Source organism: Cytobacillus purgationiresistens (assembly GCF_030813235.1).
Lineage (GTDB): Bacteria > Bacillota > Bacilli > Bacillales > Cytobacillaceae > Cytobacillus > Cytobacillus purgationiresistens.
This window is the reverse complement of sequence record NZ_JAUSUB010000002.1, coordinates 226,917-241,042: the sequence shown is the minus strand read 5'-3', so window position 1 is coordinate 241,042 and position 14,126 is coordinate 226,917. Positions and strand designations below refer to the sequence as shown.

The following is a 14,126-nucleotide window of genomic DNA, read 5'->3' as shown; positions in this document are numbered from 1 at the left end:
ATAATCCTCCATAAATAAATTCTTAAACTCAAAACTTACTTAGTTACTTTACTCCGAAAGAACTGAAAAATCAATAGGAAATAAAGTGGTCTTTTCATAAGAAAAAGGGGACATCAAAATGTTTATGTGAAACATTGAGCATGAGTGAACAAAAATAAAAAGCGGAGAAGATAGATCTGAGAGATTCCGCTTTATAATAAAAAATCATTTAATTAATTCTTTTTCATTTTCTTCTTTTTTTACTAATTTTCCATCTTCCTCTTTAAACTCTCTATCAATATTCGAGAAGGATTTTTCAAATATCTCCATAAAATCATCGCCATAAATGTTACGAATGATGGCCATCATTTCAATAATATCAGGAAACTTGCCATACAAATCCCGCAAAGGCATTGCACCAGAAAAAACTGAATTCTTATCTGGTTGAAAAGACTCCATTAAATTTAGAAAAACGCTTTCACCTTCTTCAGTCAGTTGAATATACGTATTTCTTTTATCACTTTCTCTCTTGGAAAATTGCAAATAACCTCTTTCTTCTAATTTTTTGGAAAAATTAAAAGCTGTTGATACATGCATTACTCCAAACTTAGCAACATCAGAGATGGATGCACCATTCAAATGATAGGCAATCCATAATATATGATGTTCATTAATGTTTAAGTCGTAAGGTTTAATCCATTGCTGCCAATCCTTTTCAATCGATTTCCATAAAGCCTTACTTAACTGCGCAATTCTTTGGCTGAAGAGCATAGCTTCCTTCATTGAGTAATTCACGTCTGACATTGAGTTCACCTACTTTTTATATATTGTATTATCATTATGCCAATAAAACAAAAATTAATAAAGAAATAAATTTACTTAATTTTTAGATATTATTTCATTTAAATATATAACTGGCATTTGAATAGAGAATTAAATTCGTTTGTTGGCATTTTTTTTTAATAACCATTTTTATAACATAATATATTAGTTTTCTGTTTATAAATAAAAAATCCTTCTTTTTTCCGAAAAATATTTATGGAAAAAAGAAGGTTAGCTTTTTACATTATTTTTTTTTATCTAGAGTTGCTTCAAGCTCAGCGATGGATTTTTCTATATTCTGCAATTCCTTTTGTAATTCTTTTTGATGAGGCAGAATATCGGCTTTCCATTGATTGATGGATTCTACCATATCTGTGGTTAAAGCTGTCATTGCTTCTTTTCCTTCGTGACCAACATGCACGAGGCGTTTTTTAATTACTGATAGTTGATCGTTCAGCTCACTCATTTGCGATGCGAACACCTTGCTTTGGATGGATATGTATTTTCTTGTTTCCTTTCCTGAAGCAGGAGCGGATAAAAGAGCGGCTACACTAGCGGCTGTTCCTCCAACTAGAAGCCCTAGAAAAAGTGATTTTGCTTTCATTTTTTCATTCACCTCTACAATTTAAGATATAGTTTCATCATACCTCATTTTATTGAATGATACACCTTTTCTGCTGTCATCATTAATTGAATAGGTTTTCATAGGTGAGAAAAGACGAGCATATACATGATTAAAGGTGTGGAAAGGAGAAAGAAAGCAGATGGCTGCCATTGCATTTATCATCAGTGGATTCTTGTTTATTTGTGGACTCTTATTTTTATTATCGATAAAGAAGCCAGGATTTTATCCACCTAGACATCTATTGAAGAGGAGAGCCATGACATCTTGTGGTGGAGGTGCAATTTTTTTGATCATAGGGATGATGATGATGTAGTTGTTATAGAAAAGGAAAAGCCCGCGGCTGCGGGCTCAGAATATATTATTTATGATTGTATTGTTTGTTCATTTAATTTTGTTCTTTTACTAATAGATTGAGCAATTGGATATAGAATAATAATTAACACAATATTAAATCCTGCTGCTGGTAATACGCCAAGTGCAAACATTGCAAGAAAAGCATCTGGCAGTCCAACGATAAAATAAGCGGATGATAAGAAGATAATGCCGGAAATAATGGTTCCAACCCCAGTCAGTATTGTACAGACAAGAGGTTGCATTGGTACTTTTTTCAGCAACATCAGTAACCCAAAAAAGATAAAAGCAGTGACAAGTTTATCAATTATATTAGGGAATTGTCCACCAGGAAATGTAGTGGTTAGAGCAGATAACAATCCGGTCACTAATCCCATGAGTAACACGCTCTTTTTATCAGGAAATAAAATTATGCCCAAAAACATCATCGTAAGCATCATATCTGGTTTCATACCCATAATAATTCCGGGTGTAATCGTATGGAGCACAACACCCATTCCTGCCAAAAGGGCAAGGGCAACAAGGTTCTTACTTTTCATTTCTCATCTCTCCTCAGCTATTCTATGACTCTGGTGAGCTTACCGTTCCTCCTGCAGTGCACTCTTTGCCTGCAGCGAAAAACTTTAACCAATTATATCACCAATTATCTAATATTGAAATGATATTTTCTGTTAATTATTTACACGGAACTTTCTCATAAATTGAACAAGCTCAAATACATGGTCTTTAGGTACGGCATTATAAATCGATGCGCGGCAGCCGCCAACAGATCGATGGCCATTTAATCCAACAAATCCGGATGCCTTTGCTTCATTTAAAAACTTTGCTGAAAGCTCATCATTTGCCAGATTAAAGGTAACATTCATTAAAGAACGACTATCCTTTTCTGCGTGGCCAATGAAGAATCCTCCACTTTCATCAATTTCATCATAGATTGCTTTGGCCTTTTCTGTATTTTCTTTTTGAATCGCTTCTAGCCCGCCGATTTCCTCCACCCATTCAAGGACGAGTGATAAAAGGTAGATGGCAAGGGTCGGTGGCGTGTTATATAAAGAGTTATTAGCTGAATAGGTATGGTAGTTTAACATAGTCGGCAGTTGTGTATGGGATTCGCTTATTAACTCTTTGCGAATGATCACAACCGTTACACCTGATGGACCTAGGTTTTTTTGTGCCCCTGCGTATATTAAGCCAAACTGATTCATATCAAGAGGCCTTGATAAAATATCGCTCGACATATCTGCTATGACAGGCGTATTTTTAATTTGAGGAAATGCATGCCATTGTGTGCCATAAATTGTGTTATTACTGGTTAAATGAAGATAGGCAGCGTCACTAGATAGGGTAATGTCATCTAATTTAGGAATGGAACGATAGCCACCTTCTTTCGTGGAAGCGGCAATGGCTGTCTTACCAGCTTTTTTTGCCTCCTTCAATGCTTTGTCTGACCAAGCTCCAGTTAAAACATAATGAGCGACTTTCCCTTCAGATAACAAATTCATCGGGATCATTGAGAATTGAAGGCTTGCGCCTCCTTGAAGAAATAAAACTTCATAATCATCAGAGATCGCCAAAAGGCTGCGCAAAGATGAAATCGCTTGATTATGTACTGCTTCATATTCTTTGCTTCTGTGACTCATTTCCATGATTGCCATGCCACTATTATTGAAGTTAAGCCAGTTTCTTTCGGCTTTTTTCAGAACGGCTTCTGGTAAGGTTGCCGGCCCTGCATTGAAATTCAGTGCTCGTTTCATCATTCTTTCCCTCCACACTTCACCATAGTTGTTCTATACCACTGTAAAGAATTAAAGATATACTTATGTTACCAAAAATATGCGATTTGTACAGATTAAAAATAGAATATTTTAATTGCAAGAAAAGGTCTCTCCAATTGGAGAGACCTTTTCTAATCATTGTTTATTATTTAAATTGAGACTGAATCGCTGTAGAGAGGGCATGCAAATCCTCGGCTGTATAATCAGATTGATTCGACTTCCAGACCACGCCTAAGCCATCCCCCTTTCCATAACGCGGAATTAAGTGCATATGATAATGGAAGACAGTTTGTCCAGCATGCTCGCCATTATTATTGATTAAGTTTAGTCCAATCGGATTAAATGCCTTTTTTAAGGCATTGGCGATCTCAGGAACAGATTCAAACACATCACGTGCCATTTCTGGATCTAGCTCAAATAAATTTTCTTTATGTATTTTTGGAATAACCAGAGTGTGCCCTTTAGTTACTTGACTGATATCTAAGAAGGCTACTACATGTTCATTTTCATACACTTTTGCTGCTGGAATATCCCCATTGACAATTTTACAGAAAATACAATCGCTCATGATTTTCATCTCCTACAATAACTGATATTTAACATATTTTATCATAATTTTAAACAATTCTTAACTAAAAAGGCAGGATTCGTTAAGAATCCTGCCGAAATGAAGGGGAAAGCTTCAATATAAACGTTTCTATTTCAGGAAATACTCTTTAACAAACACCTCATTTGGTAATGAACCTGTGTTATTGAGTTTAATGATCTTGGTGTGACGATCTATCCTATATAGGTTTCACAACTTATAAGGCATTGATTGTCGTATTTAATAAACACCTCATTTAATAAAATGATTAGGCAGACCACTTTTGGGTAAAGCGGCCTTGTGTTTAAAAAATGATCAGTGGGTTTTCATTACTTGTATGCAATAAAAACATCTCCTTGTTAGTCACGTAAGAAGCAATCGTCTTTGAAAGGAACTTGTCTGCTGTAGACACCTCATCTCAAATAGTTAATCATCTGTTGATGATTATTTGATTTTGTTCCCCTTCAAAGATTAGAATGTCCGTTTTGATATTAAATATGCAGATAAAAAAATCTTAAGTAAAATGTAATCGGCTTAATCTGGACAAGGTGCATTTGCATTTTTTACAATAGAGGGTAAGAATAACTTTTTTAAAATAGGAAGGACGTTGGTTATGGCTCTTTTGGAAATCAATCAGGTAACAGGAGGATACACGAGAAACCCTGTTTTAAAAGAGATTTCCTTTGATGTAAATGCAAATGAAATCGTAGGACTTATCGGATTAAATGGAGCAGGGAAAAGTACGACCATTAAGCATGTTATAGGGTTAATGGAACCTCATAAAGGTGAAATTAAAATAAAGGGCAATGCCTTTTTAAAGGACAAAGAAGAATATCGTAAACAGTTTACATTTGTACCGGAAACTCCGATTTTGTATGATGAATTGACACTGGATGAGCATTTGGATATGACAGCGATGGCATACGGTGTAGATCAAGCTGAGTACAAGGAGAGAAAAACACAACTTTTAAAAGAATTTCGAATGGAGAAACGCTTGAAATGGTTCCCTGCACATTTCTCAAAAGGAATGAAGCAAAAGGTGATGATTATGTGCGCTTTCCTAGTTCAGCCTTCCTTGTATATTGTGGATGAACCATTTGTTGGACTTGACCCCCTTGGCATTCAGTCATTATTGGATTTAATGGAAAAGGTAAAAGATAGTGGTGCAGGTATTCTAATGTCCACCCATATTCTAGCCACTGCCGAAAGGTACTGTGATCGTTTCGTTATTCTTCATGAAGGAAAGGTAAGGGCAAAAGGGACGTTAGCAGAGTTAAGAGAGCAATTCTCTATGCCAGGTGCGACACTTGATGATTTATATATCCAGTTAACAAAGGAAGAAGATTATGTTTAATGAACAAATATTGTGGAAAAATCGGCTCAGTAAAAGGGTAAAGGAGCTAAGCCGTTATTTAAAATATATTTTTAATGGGCATATACTTATCGTTATGGTATTCCTGCTTGGGACCGCTGCCTATTATTATCAAGAATGGGTCAAGCAGCTCCCGCCAGATTATCCCGTTGCCATAATAATGGCGGTTATACTCGGTTTATTAATTACATATAGCCCTATTTATAGCTTTCTTGAGGAAGCGGATCGAGTGTTTCTCTTACCGCTTGAGGAGAGGTTGAATCGTTATTTTACAAAGGCAACAATCGTAAGCTTTTTGTTTCAAGCATACCTAATTATTATCGGATTAGGTGTTTTTATGCCTATGTATGCAAGTGTGAATAATGGGCAATTTAGTTCGTTTCTACCGTTTTTATTGATTCTATTAGCAGTAAAGCTGGTAAATTTAATGATTCGGTGGCGCGTACAGTTTTTTACTGAAACAAATGTTCATATATTTGATTCTATCGTTAGATTTTCAGTTAATACTGTCTTCTTATATTTATTATTTGCAGGAGCAAATCCGATTTTCATAATCGTCGTTGGAGCCATACAGCTGCTGTTATACTTCTATTTCCATATGAAAACAAAGGAAAAGGGTCTAAAGTGGGAATATTTAATTGATACTGAGGAAAGAAGAATGGCTTCCTTTTATCGATTGGCAAATATGTTTACGGATGTGCCGCATTTAAAGGATAGAATTAAAAGACGCAAATGGCTTGATTGGATTGTTGCAGGGTTGTCATTTGATCAAAAGAAAACGTATAGCCACCTCTATACACGCACATTTTTACGTGCAGGGGATTACTTTGGATTATTCATTCGTTTGTCTCTTATTGGCGGGGCAGTTATTTACTTTATCTCTTTTGGGTTTGGTCAAGTGCTTTTTGCCGTCCTTTTCATGTATTTAACTGGGTTTCAGCTTTTGCCTTTATGGAAACATCACCAAAATAAACTATGGATCGGATTGTATCCAGTTGATCATGCAAGCAAGGAAAAGTCTTTTAAAAGTCTGCTTGCGAATATCTTGAACCTTCAAGCCTTAATATTTGGTGTAGTCTTATTTATAAAAGGAGATTTTCTTATTGGTGTGGCCGCACTCGCTGCCGGTCTGGCGTTTTCTTATTTTTATGTCAATATGTATATCGTGAAAAGGTTGCGATCTTAAAGAATGATTTAATCAAGTGAAACTTTATCTTGCTTCTCCCGTATATTATTTGTATGGGAGGCGTAATGACAATGAACGAATATGAGCAAAGCATATATCGAGAAGTACAGGATTGGAAATTTAAATTAACAAAGAAATCCCGCTTACTCAATCGTGTTTCGAAAAAGGCGCAAAATAAAATGAATCATTATATACCAGAAAAAGCTCATCAAGTGATTACCGATGGAATTAAGCATATGGTTAAGGTCACACTTGCTGGTTCTAATATAACGACAAAAAAATTGCAATCTGAAGGATTATCATTGGAACAAAAGGATAAGAAACTGGATGAAAAGCTGGCGTCTTACCGAAAAACGGCAACGATTGAAGGTGCAGGAACGGGAGCAGGAGGCATCTTTCTTGGAATGGCAGACTTTCCTTTGCTTCTGTCAATCAAGATGAAATTTCTCTTTGAGTCAGCCTCCATATACGGATATGATACGACTGAATATGAGGAACGCTTATTTTTGCTTCATATTTTCCAACTTGCCTTTTCCAGCGATGAGAAGAGAAGAGAAACTCTGCAGACGATTGAAGAATGGGACAATAAAAAGGAAGGACTGGCAGATATGGACTGGCGCCAGTTCCAGCAAGAATATCGCGATCATATCGATTTGGTGAAGGTGCTGCAATTATTGCCAGGTGTTGGTGCTGTAATAGGTGCTTATGCCAACTACAATTTATTAGATCAATTGGGAGAAACAGCAAAAAATTGCTATCGCTTACGCACACTAAAAACAACGCCTCGCTTCTAAAGCATCAGGGTGTTGTTTTTTATTATAAGAATGATGATTCTTCGACATCAATCGACCTATTCCCCGGGAAATGATCGTAATAAAGAAAAAAATTGTCTAATGATTCTTTTTGAACGGACAAACCATAGCTTCTCACATCTTTTTTTCACTCTCATACCCTATAGTAAACCAAATGGGATAAATGCCTATTTTCAGGGATGAGGAAGGAGTAAGAGGGATGGGGGTAGAGTTAACAGCACTCCACTGGATATATGTTCTTTTTATTGTATTGATTATTGGTTTTATGGTCATGAGACGTGATACGACGTTTATATGCATTGTCGGTATATTTATTATTGCTATCACTGCTACTGGCTCTTTGAGTACGTCTATTAGCAGTATATTTGGCAGTTTTATCTTCGCCATCACAGAGCTGCTCTCAACGATATTGGTTATCTCTATTATTGTTGGAATGAGTAGAACGCTTACGTCTACTGGAATCAATGATGTCATGATATCTCCGTTTACTAGATTGATAAAGACCCCTGCACTTGCTTATTGGATTATTGGTATATTAATGATGGTGATTTCCTGGTTTTTCTGGCCTTCACCTGCAGTGGCATTAATTGGAGCGGTGCTGCTTCCGGTAGCTCTTCGTGCAGGGCTGCCAGCACTCGGTGTAGCGATGGCGATGAACCTTTTCGGTCATGGAATAGCTTTATCAGGTGATTTTGTCATACAGGCGGCGCCCAAATTAACGGCAGATGCAGCAGGCTTGCCGGTAGGAGAGGTTATATCAGCAAGCATACCGCTTGTGATTGTTATGGGTATGGTTACAACTTTAACAGCTTTTTATTTAATTAAGAGAGATATGAAATCCGGTAAATTAACATCCACTACCGGCGTTACGTCACAAACCTCACTAGATGCTAATCAAGAAAAGGAATATCAGGATCGATTATCAATCAAACAAAAAAGGTTTTTTGCACTACTTATTCCTTTGCTATTTACGGCAGATGTAGTAGCCATGTTTATGCTGGATTTACAAGGTGGAGACGCAACTGCTTTGGTCGGCGGGACAGCGATCTTTATCCTTATTCTTATCACACTTTTCACCCATAAAAACAAAGGCCTCGAAAAAACGACTGCCTATTTAATTGATGGATTTCAGTTTGGGTTTAAAGTGTTTGGTCCTGTTATTCCAATCGCTGCTTTCTTTTATCTTGGAGATGCAGGTTTTCAAACGATTATAGGAGATTTTCTCCCATCTGCATCCCATGGGATTGTCAATGATCTGGGTGTTGCTCTTGCTTCTATTGTGCCATTATCCGCACAAGTGGGCGCTGTTACATTAACAGTTGTTGGGGCAATAACAGGCTTAGATGGATCAGGATTTTCAGGAATCTCCCTTGCAGGCTCGATCGCTAATTTATTTGCAACTGCCATTGGAGCAGGAGCGGCAACTTTAACAGCGCTTGGTCAGATTGCTGCGATATGGGTTGGCGGAGGTACACTAGCACCAATGTAAGACATTGTTATTTCATTGAAACGATTACTATCTCTCTAGCACCATGTTTAGGGTTGTAATCCTCTTTTGTATCAATGACAATTTGATCGAACAATGTATTCATTATTTGTTTTTTTTCACTTTCATCTGCATGTTTCCATAGAGAATCAATATTTTCAATTAAAAATGTAATCTCATCTGTGTTTTCAATAGCATTTTGATTTATATGTTTAAGTTCTTTTGCCAGTTTTTTCTCATTTAATCTTAAGTGCTCAGTTTTTTGAATTAATTCATCGATATCGATAATATCTTTTTCAAACATTTCTTTTTGCTTATTAATAAGTTTCTCAATGTGTTTTATTTCTCTTTCAATGTTTTCTACCTTATCAATAGAAACATCTTCGGCCTCAGTTTTATTATAAAAATTTTCAATTTTGAATTCGCTAAATACTGTAGTAACAAGATTTTTCTCTAAAATAATATGGCTTGAGCACTTTTTACCAGCCTTTTTTCCTGAACATCGATATGTCTTATATTGGCCAGATTTGTGACCAGACATTGAGTGTCCGCATCGTGCACATTTTAATATTGAGGAGAAGTAATAATTGCTTGTTTCTCTTTTGCTACCGCTGCCTTTTCTTTTCTCTAAGATATTTTGTAATTCCCAAAAGTCTTCTCGCTCAATAATCCTTGGATGTTTACCTTCAATTAATTTTTTTTCCTTTGCTTTCTTTTTATACTCTTTAATGCTCTCACTAAAAGTAAGGTATCCTGCATAAGTTGGATTATTTGCAATATCTCTTACTGAGTCAACGTGCCAGTTATTGCCTGATCTCGTTGGATATCCCTTATCGGTCAAAATTTTTGCAATACTATAGAATCCTTTTCTAGCAGCAAAGTTAAATATTTCTTTTACCACTTTTTCTTCTTTGTGATTTATAACTAATTTCTTTTCTTCAAGTTTATATCCGTAAGGGGGAGTTCCGCCTTTCCAAAGCCCTAATTTAGCTTTTTTCTCCATACCAAGTCGAACTCTCTCAGCTAGATTTTCTCGTTCCCATTGGGCTATTGCAGCAACTAAAGTAATGAAAAGACGACCCATCGCATTAGTTGTATCATACACTTCTGTTGCACTTTTAAAATTACAATTGTACTCATCTAATATTTTTAAAATACTATATAAGTCCACTACTGATCTAGTTAACCTGTCTAATCGATAAACAAGTAATACATCTATTCCGCCTTTTCTAATTTCCTCCATCATGATATTGAATTTAAGCCTATTTAGATCTTTAGCAGAATAACCATCATCGATATAAATATTTGAGATTTCCCAACCTTGAGAAAGGCAGAAAGCTTCTAATTTTTCTTGTTGTGCTGCTATTGAATAACCATGCTTTGCTTGTTCTTCAGTAGACACACGTATATATATAACTGCCTTCATTTTCTCACCTCGTTTAAGATTATTGTTTATGAAATGGGAATTATGTATTGGAAGAAAAAAATTGTGGGTAAAGTAAGTACTTGACTCTGGCCTCCAGTGAGATAAACTCACTGTTTATCCGACCAAACGAAATCGTATAAATCATCAATGTGTACATTTAGTTGATTTGAAATATTCTTTGCTGTTTTTAAAGACATAATGGTTTCATTAGTTGCATATGCATTAATCTGCTGTTTCTTCATGCCAAGTTTATCTGCCAATTCAACTTGTGATATCTTTTTGTGCACTAGGATTTCATTTAGTCGGCATTTGCCGACATCAAACACCTTCCCACCACCTTATTAAAACATTGGACTTACAGTATATAGAAATTTACCTATTATTTTTATATCATCACAATTCTCTTGACTATATTTTTGATCAGTATATCTTTCATCATATGAATACGGTTCTAAAATTATTAAATCTGTAAATTTATATACTTTTTTAAGAGTTGCAAAATGTCCATTCACTATAACTGCCGCAATTTCACCGTTTTCGACTTCTTGTTGTTTCCTAATAATAGCGTAATTTCCTGAAGGGGCAATTTTATTCATACTCTCACCATGAACAACTAACCCAAAAACCTCACTAGGATTAGCGATATCATATGATGGATAAACTTCATCGACTATATCTTCAATCGCTTCTATTGGCTGTCCAGCTGATATCTTACCAATAATAGGTATCTTAATCTCGCTTGCTTCATACGATGTATCCCTTTCGTTAAGTACCAATTCGTTAGCAATAATGCCAACTTGCATATTTTTATAAGTTGTATCAATATCAGATTTTGTAACACCAAATACTCTAGCCATTTTTTCCAGAACACCCGAACTAGGCTTTGCTCTGTAATTCATGTAATCGCTCATAGTACTTTTAGCAATTTCAATTTTTTCAGCAAGATCAGATTGAGTCATTTTATTTTCTTTAAGTAATTTCTTTATATTTCTTACAATCACTTTCTTTTGTTCCTCAATCATTAATTTCACCACCTTTAAATTATAATTTGTTATTGCATATTTACATTACCATATTACGAAAAATTCGTAAAGAATAATTTTTGTATGATTTTTTCGTATTTTGATATTGTAATTGCAGAAAATTAGTAATATCATGGAAAGCATAAGGAGGAGATAACATTGATAACTACACAATGGGCAATAAGTGAGCTTCGCGAACGAACTGGGTATAGTCAGGCAAAGTTTGCAACAGATATTCTACATGTCTCACCTAAAACACTCTGGCTATATGAACAAGATTCTTCGAATCTACCAGAAGATTTAATTAAAAAGTACATGTACCTGTTCAATTTAGCTTACGAGGACATTTTTTTTGGTCCTAAGTACGAAAAAATCGTACTAATACGAAAGGAGATTAATAGAAGAATTGAAATGTTAAAGAAAGCTGAAATTGTAGAGCAGTCCTCATGAAAGTTCAGCATATGTTTTATCAAGAGGTGATCAGAGTGAAGTTAAACATGACGGAAGAAAAACTTCTTAAATTAAAACCTATTTTTGAAAGCATCTTATCTAGGAAGTATGGAAAGGAAATAAAAATTACAGCTTTAAGATATGGACAACATATAAGTGTAGGAGATAAATAGTTTGGCAGCCAGCCAGAAATGGCTTTCTCTTTTTACCATCATTGCGAAATTTGAAGAACGAAATCAGTTCTACTTGAAGGGAGGTGAGCATAGTGGAAGAGAGCAAAAAAATAACTACTATTTCAAAAATTGTTGGCACTTTAGTTGAAAGTGAATCTAGTGCATTAGAAGCTTTAGAAGTGTTAGAAAAAGCAAAAGAAACTTTTTTAGAAAGATGTTGGCACATATCAGCAAATAAAAAAGCAGACTAAAATAGTCTGCCCAAAATATTTAACCATACATGTCAATGATTGTTGTAATGCAATTTGTCTGTAAAATCAATGGTTTGTTTCCTTCGAAATTTGTGTTTTTGAAAGCGAAAGAATGAGTTCTATATTCCATCTTATGACTTGAATCATTCCGTTCAATACCAATGAACTTGTATCTAGTTAGATTGTTCATTAACTCATTGTAGTAGTCCTTTTGCCAAGAATAACCTGAATGAGTTACTTCAATATTAGGTATTTCATTGTAAAAGGAAATATCGTCAAAGCCATCAACAATGATTTCCAAGCCATCAGAAATACAAATGTTAAGAACCATATCCATACGTATCACCTACCTTTCTAAGCAAATTGTAACAGAATTGTAATCGGATGTAGTGGATTAAATTGAGATTAATACCAAATTAAGGAGGTGAGAAAAGTGGAATGGACAGAGTCAAAAGCAAGACCTGACCTTGTGGGACAAACAGCAACGGTTACTCGCAATTTAACAATTGTGGATGCACGGGAGTACTCAACTGGAATTTCCGTGAGAGTACAGGATGAAATGGGTGATGAATACTGGACTGGATTAGATGATATTGATTTGGAAAGATAGGAGGAAGGCATAATTGAACCAATCAAAACGCTATACAGTGGTTAATCATTACAACAAGTATTACAGTTTCTTAGATCGATTACCTAGGAAGAAACTTAAATGTAAAACATGTGGTCATAAATCTTCATTTCATAGAGGGAAAATTAGATTTGCTAAAAAGTATTATGACGGGCCATTTTGTGCAAAGTGTGGAACTAAAATCAAAAAAGGGAGTTGGAATAAATGGAAATGCAGGAAGAAAGCATGAATTTTAAGATTAGTGAAATGTTCTTACAATTTGCTCTTGATATGACATTAAAAGAAAAATTTAACGCAGCCGATTGGGCTAATAAGGCGAGTAAGACATATTACAAAAGGTATGTTGCAGAAAAAAAGACCCGTTGCGCCAACAACGAGTCAGAAACATTTAATATACATTAACCAACTTCAGTTTAAATAATGTTGTAAAAAAAATCAACTGGAGGTTTAGAAAATGCCATATTTTGATTCAAAGGAGAGGACAGTATTCAGTCCACATAATCCTAAACTAGAGCCTTTCTATAGTTATCTAGATCAATATCAAAAAACATTCAGTGGTAGTAATTTCTTTGAGGAATTAATTGATACTTACGAATACCTAGATCAAGTATTTAAGGAGGAAAAATAAATGAACCAACTGCAGCAAATGGAAGTAGAAATTGATGTTAACCCTGTAAGTGACGAGGAATCGAGGTTTGAAGTAACTGATTTATCAAGTCTGACTTGGGTGTTCAAAAAGCTTAAAAAAGAAAAAGATAAAGAAAAAGAAATTAAACAGGTAGCTGCTGAACAGAGGCAGGAAATTTTAGAATGGGAACGCAGTGAGTTATCCACAATTTCTAATAGAGTTGAATTCTTTGAAAATATGATTTCTCAATATCACGCTAAACAGCTTGAGCAGGATCCGAAAGCTAAAACAATTAGCACTCCTTATGGAAAATCAAAAACGCGGAAATCAAAAGAAGCACCTGAAAAGGGTAATGAAGAAGCTATCCTGCAGCATGTCATTGAAAACGGGATGGATGATTATATAAAAAATAGTGTGAAATGGGCTGAGTTAAAGAAAACCCTCAAGATTGCAGAAGTATCCGGTGAGAAAGTTGTTGTGGATGAAAATGGACAACTAGTACCTGGTGTAACTGTTAAGCCAGAATCAATCACTTATTCTGTGGAGGTGTAATT

The 14,126-nt window shown here is 35.3% G+C and carries 21 protein-coding genes; 12 read left to right on the top strand and 9 right to left on the bottom strand.

What is annotated here, in order from left to right:
* Positions 1-204 precede the first annotated feature (204 nt).
* Together J2S17_RS03860 and J2S17_RS03855 are read right to left on the bottom strand one after the other, a co-directional pair.
* Positions 205-783, bottom strand: a complete 579-nt coding sequence (locus J2S17_RS03860; RefSeq protein WP_307472088.1) for an HTH-type transcriptional regulator Hpr — start codon at positions 781-783, stop codon at positions 205-207.
* 262 nt (positions 784-1,045) lie between these two features.
* A complete protein-coding gene (locus J2S17_RS03855) occupies positions 1,046-1,405 on the bottom strand; it encodes a YtxH domain-containing protein (protein WP_307472086.1) in 360 nt (119 codons plus the stop codon).
* Between the two features lie 160 nt (positions 1,406-1,565).
* Here J2S17_RS03855 and yhzF point away from each other — a divergent pair, with 160 nt between their 5' ends.
* Positions 1,566-1,739, top strand: a complete 174-nt coding sequence (yhzF, locus tag J2S17_RS29065; RefSeq protein WP_503128662.1) for a membrane protein YhzF — start codon at positions 1,566-1,568, stop codon at positions 1,737-1,739.
* Positions 1,740-1,788: 49 nt separating this feature from the next.
* On the opposite strand, the gene J2S17_RS03850 is transcribed toward yhzF, so the two are convergent.
* The 3 genes from J2S17_RS03850 to J2S17_RS03840 form a co-directional block, all read right to left on the bottom strand.
* The gene (locus J2S17_RS03850) at positions 1,789-2,316 is read right to left on the bottom strand and encodes a tryptophan transporter (protein ID WP_307472084.1); all 528 of its coding nucleotides are present in this window, start codon (positions 2,314-2,316) and stop codon (positions 1,789-1,791) included.
* 132 nt (positions 2,317-2,448) lie between these two features.
* Positions 2,449-3,531: a 3-phosphoserine/phosphohydroxythreonine transaminase gene (gene serC / locus J2S17_RS03845; protein WP_307472217.1), complete on the bottom strand. Its 1,083-nt coding sequence runs from the start codon at positions 3,529-3,531 to the stop codon at positions 2,449-2,451.
* 166 nt (positions 3,532-3,697) lie between these two features.
* Positions 3,698-4,120 (bottom strand): HIT family protein, encoded by a 423-nt coding sequence (locus J2S17_RS03840; protein ID WP_307472082.1) that lies wholly within the window; start codon positions 4,118-4,120, stop codon positions 3,698-3,700.
* A 631-nt stretch (positions 4,121-4,751) separates the two neighbouring features.
* Here J2S17_RS03840 and J2S17_RS03835 point away from each other — a divergent pair.
* The 4 genes from J2S17_RS03835 (at position 4,752) to J2S17_RS03820 (ending at position 8,997) form a co-directional block, all read left to right on the top strand.
* On the top strand, positions 4,752-5,492 hold the full coding sequence (locus tag J2S17_RS03835) for an ABC transporter ATP-binding protein (RefSeq protein WP_307472080.1): 741 nt from the start codon (positions 4,752-4,754) through the stop codon (positions 5,490-5,492).
* A complete protein-coding gene (locus J2S17_RS03830; RefSeq protein WP_307472078.1) occupies positions 5,485-6,696 on the top strand; it encodes an ABC transporter permease in 1,212 nt (403 codons plus the stop codon). Before J2S17_RS03835 ends, J2S17_RS03830 begins: the two co-directional genes overlap by 8 nt.
* A gap of 71 nt (positions 6,697-6,767) precedes the next feature.
* Complete coding sequence (locus J2S17_RS03825; RefSeq protein ID WP_307472076.1) at positions 6,768-7,490, top strand: EcsC family protein; 723 nt, start codon at positions 6,768-6,770, stop codon at positions 7,488-7,490.
* Positions 7,491-7,707: 217 nt separating this feature from the next.
* A complete protein-coding gene (locus tag J2S17_RS03820; RefSeq protein ID WP_307472074.1) occupies positions 7,708-8,997 on the top strand; it encodes a hypothetical protein in 1,290 nt (429 codons plus the stop codon).
* Between the two features lie 7 nt (positions 8,998-9,004).
* On the opposite strand, the gene J2S17_RS03815 is transcribed toward J2S17_RS03820, so the two are convergent.
* The 3 genes from J2S17_RS03815 to J2S17_RS03805 all read right to left on the bottom strand — a co-directional run bounded on the left by J2S17_RS03815 (position 9,005) and on the right by J2S17_RS03805 (position 11,442).
* Positions 9,005-10,420 carry a recombinase family protein gene (locus J2S17_RS03815; protein WP_307472073.1) on the bottom strand — a complete coding sequence of 472 codons (1,416 nt, stop codon included), beginning with the start codon at positions 10,418-10,420 and terminating at the stop codon, positions 9,005-9,007.
* Between the two features lie 107 nt (positions 10,421-10,527).
* Entirely contained in the window at positions 10,528-10,746 is a 219-nt protein-coding gene (locus J2S17_RS03810; RefSeq protein WP_307472071.1) for a helix-turn-helix domain-containing protein, read from the bottom strand.
* 15 nt (positions 10,747-10,761) lie between these two features.
* Positions 10,762-11,442 carry a LexA family protein gene (locus J2S17_RS03805; protein ID WP_307472068.1) on the bottom strand — a complete coding sequence of 227 codons (681 nt, stop codon included), beginning with the start codon at positions 11,440-11,442 and terminating at the stop codon, positions 10,762-10,764.
* Between the two features lie 159 nt (positions 11,443-11,601).
* Here J2S17_RS03805 and J2S17_RS03800 point away from each other — a divergent pair, with 159 nt between their 5' ends.
* The 3 genes from J2S17_RS03800 to J2S17_RS03790 all read left to right on the top strand — a co-directional run bounded on the left by J2S17_RS03800 (position 11,602) and on the right by J2S17_RS03790 (position 12,316).
* Positions 11,602-11,892, top strand: a complete 291-nt coding sequence (locus tag J2S17_RS03800; RefSeq protein WP_307472066.1) for a helix-turn-helix transcriptional regulator — start codon at positions 11,602-11,604, stop codon at positions 11,890-11,892.
* Positions 11,889-12,065, top strand: coding sequence for a hypothetical protein (locus J2S17_RS03795; protein WP_307472064.1), 177 nt, complete (start codon positions 11,889-11,891; stop codon positions 12,063-12,065). The genes J2S17_RS03800 and J2S17_RS03795 overlap by 4 nt, the downstream gene beginning before the upstream one ends.
* Positions 12,066-12,157: 92 nt before the next feature.
* Positions 12,158-12,316, top strand: coding sequence for a hypothetical protein (locus tag J2S17_RS03790; protein WP_307472062.1), 159 nt, complete (start codon positions 12,158-12,160; stop codon positions 12,314-12,316).
* 19 nt (positions 12,317-12,335) lie between these two features.
* Here the strand turns inward: J2S17_RS03790 and J2S17_RS03785 are convergent, their stop codons facing one another.
* On the bottom strand, positions 12,336-12,653 hold the full coding sequence (locus tag J2S17_RS03785) for a hypothetical protein (protein WP_307472061.1): 318 nt from the start codon (positions 12,651-12,653) through the stop codon (positions 12,336-12,338).
* Between the two features lie 96 nt (positions 12,654-12,749).
* Between J2S17_RS03785 and J2S17_RS03780 the strand changes: the two genes are divergently transcribed.
* The 4 genes from J2S17_RS03780 (at position 12,750) to J2S17_RS03765 (ending at position 14,124) form a co-directional block, all read left to right on the top strand.
* Positions 12,750-12,926: a hypothetical protein gene (locus J2S17_RS03780; protein WP_307472059.1), complete on the top strand. Its 177-nt coding sequence runs from the start codon at positions 12,750-12,752 to the stop codon at positions 12,924-12,926.
* 222 nt (positions 12,927-13,148) lie between these two features.
* A complete protein-coding gene (locus tag J2S17_RS03775; protein ID WP_307472057.1) occupies positions 13,149-13,346 on the top strand; it encodes a hypothetical protein in 198 nt (65 codons plus the stop codon).
* 52 nt (positions 13,347-13,398) lie between these two features.
* Positions 13,399-13,572: a hypothetical protein gene (locus tag J2S17_RS03770; protein WP_307472055.1), complete on the top strand. Its 174-nt coding sequence runs from the start codon at positions 13,399-13,401 to the stop codon at positions 13,570-13,572.
* Complete coding sequence (locus tag J2S17_RS03765; RefSeq protein WP_307472053.1) at positions 13,573-14,124, top strand: host-nuclease inhibitor Gam family protein; 552 nt, start codon at positions 13,573-13,575, stop codon at positions 14,122-14,124. It begins immediately after the preceding gene.
* Positions 14,125-14,126 lie beyond the last annotated feature (2 nt).

Excerpts from the sequence above, each read along its gene's own strand:
- J2S17_RS03860 (WP_307472088.1), bottom strand. The coding sequence starts at position 783 with ATGTCAGACGTGAATTACTCAATGAAGGAAGCTATGCTCTTCAGCCAA.
- J2S17_RS03855 (WP_307472086.1), bottom strand. The coding sequence starts at position 1,405 with ATGAAAGCAAAATCACTTTTTCTAGGGCTTCTAGTTGGAGGAACAGCC.
- yhzF (WP_503128662.1), top strand. The coding sequence starts at position 1,566 with ATGGCTGCCATTGCATTTATCATCAGTGGATTCTTGTTTATTTGTGGA.
- J2S17_RS03850 (WP_307472084.1), bottom strand. The coding sequence starts at position 2,316 with ATGAAAAGTAAGAACCTTGTTGCCCTTGCCCTTTTGGCAGGAATGGGT.
- serC (WP_307472217.1), bottom strand. The coding sequence starts at position 3,531 with ATGAAACGAGCACTGAATTTCAATGCAGGGCCGGCAACCTTACCAGAA.
- J2S17_RS03840 (WP_307472082.1), bottom strand. The coding sequence starts at position 4,120 with ATGAGCGATTGTATTTTCTGTAAAATTGTCAATGGGGATATTCCAGCA.
- J2S17_RS03835 (WP_307472080.1), top strand. The coding sequence starts at position 4,752 with ATGGCTCTTTTGGAAATCAATCAGGTAACAGGAGGATACACGAGAAAC.
- J2S17_RS03830 (WP_307472078.1), top strand. The coding sequence starts at position 5,485 with ATGTTTAATGAACAAATATTGTGGAAAAATCGGCTCAGTAAAAGGGTA.
- J2S17_RS03825 (WP_307472076.1), top strand. The coding sequence starts at position 6,768 with ATGAACGAATATGAGCAAAGCATATATCGAGAAGTACAGGATTGGAAA.
- J2S17_RS03820 (WP_307472074.1), top strand. The coding sequence starts at position 7,708 with ATGGGGGTAGAGTTAACAGCACTCCACTGGATATATGTTCTTTTTATT.
- J2S17_RS03815 (WP_307472073.1), bottom strand. The coding sequence starts at position 10,420 with ATGAAGGCAGTTATATATATACGTGTGTCTACTGAAGAACAAGCAAAG.
- J2S17_RS03805 (WP_307472068.1), bottom strand. The coding sequence starts at position 11,442 with ATGATTGAGGAACAAAAGAAAGTGATTGTAAGAAATATAAAGAAATTA.
- J2S17_RS03795 (WP_307472064.1), top strand. The coding sequence starts at position 11,889 with ATGAAAGTTCAGCATATGTTTTATCAAGAGGTGATCAGAGTGAAGTTA.
- J2S17_RS03785 (WP_307472061.1), bottom strand. The coding sequence starts at position 12,653 with ATGGATATGGTTCTTAACATTTGTATTTCTGATGGCTTGGAAATCATT.
- J2S17_RS03775 (WP_307472057.1), top strand. The coding sequence starts at position 13,149 with ATGGAAATGCAGGAAGAAAGCATGAATTTTAAGATTAGTGAAATGTTC.
- J2S17_RS03770 (WP_307472055.1), top strand. The coding sequence starts at position 13,399 with ATGCCATATTTTGATTCAAAGGAGAGGACAGTATTCAGTCCACATAAT.
- J2S17_RS03765 (WP_307472053.1), top strand. The coding sequence starts at position 13,573 with ATGAACCAACTGCAGCAAATGGAAGTAGAAATTGATGTTAACCCTGTA.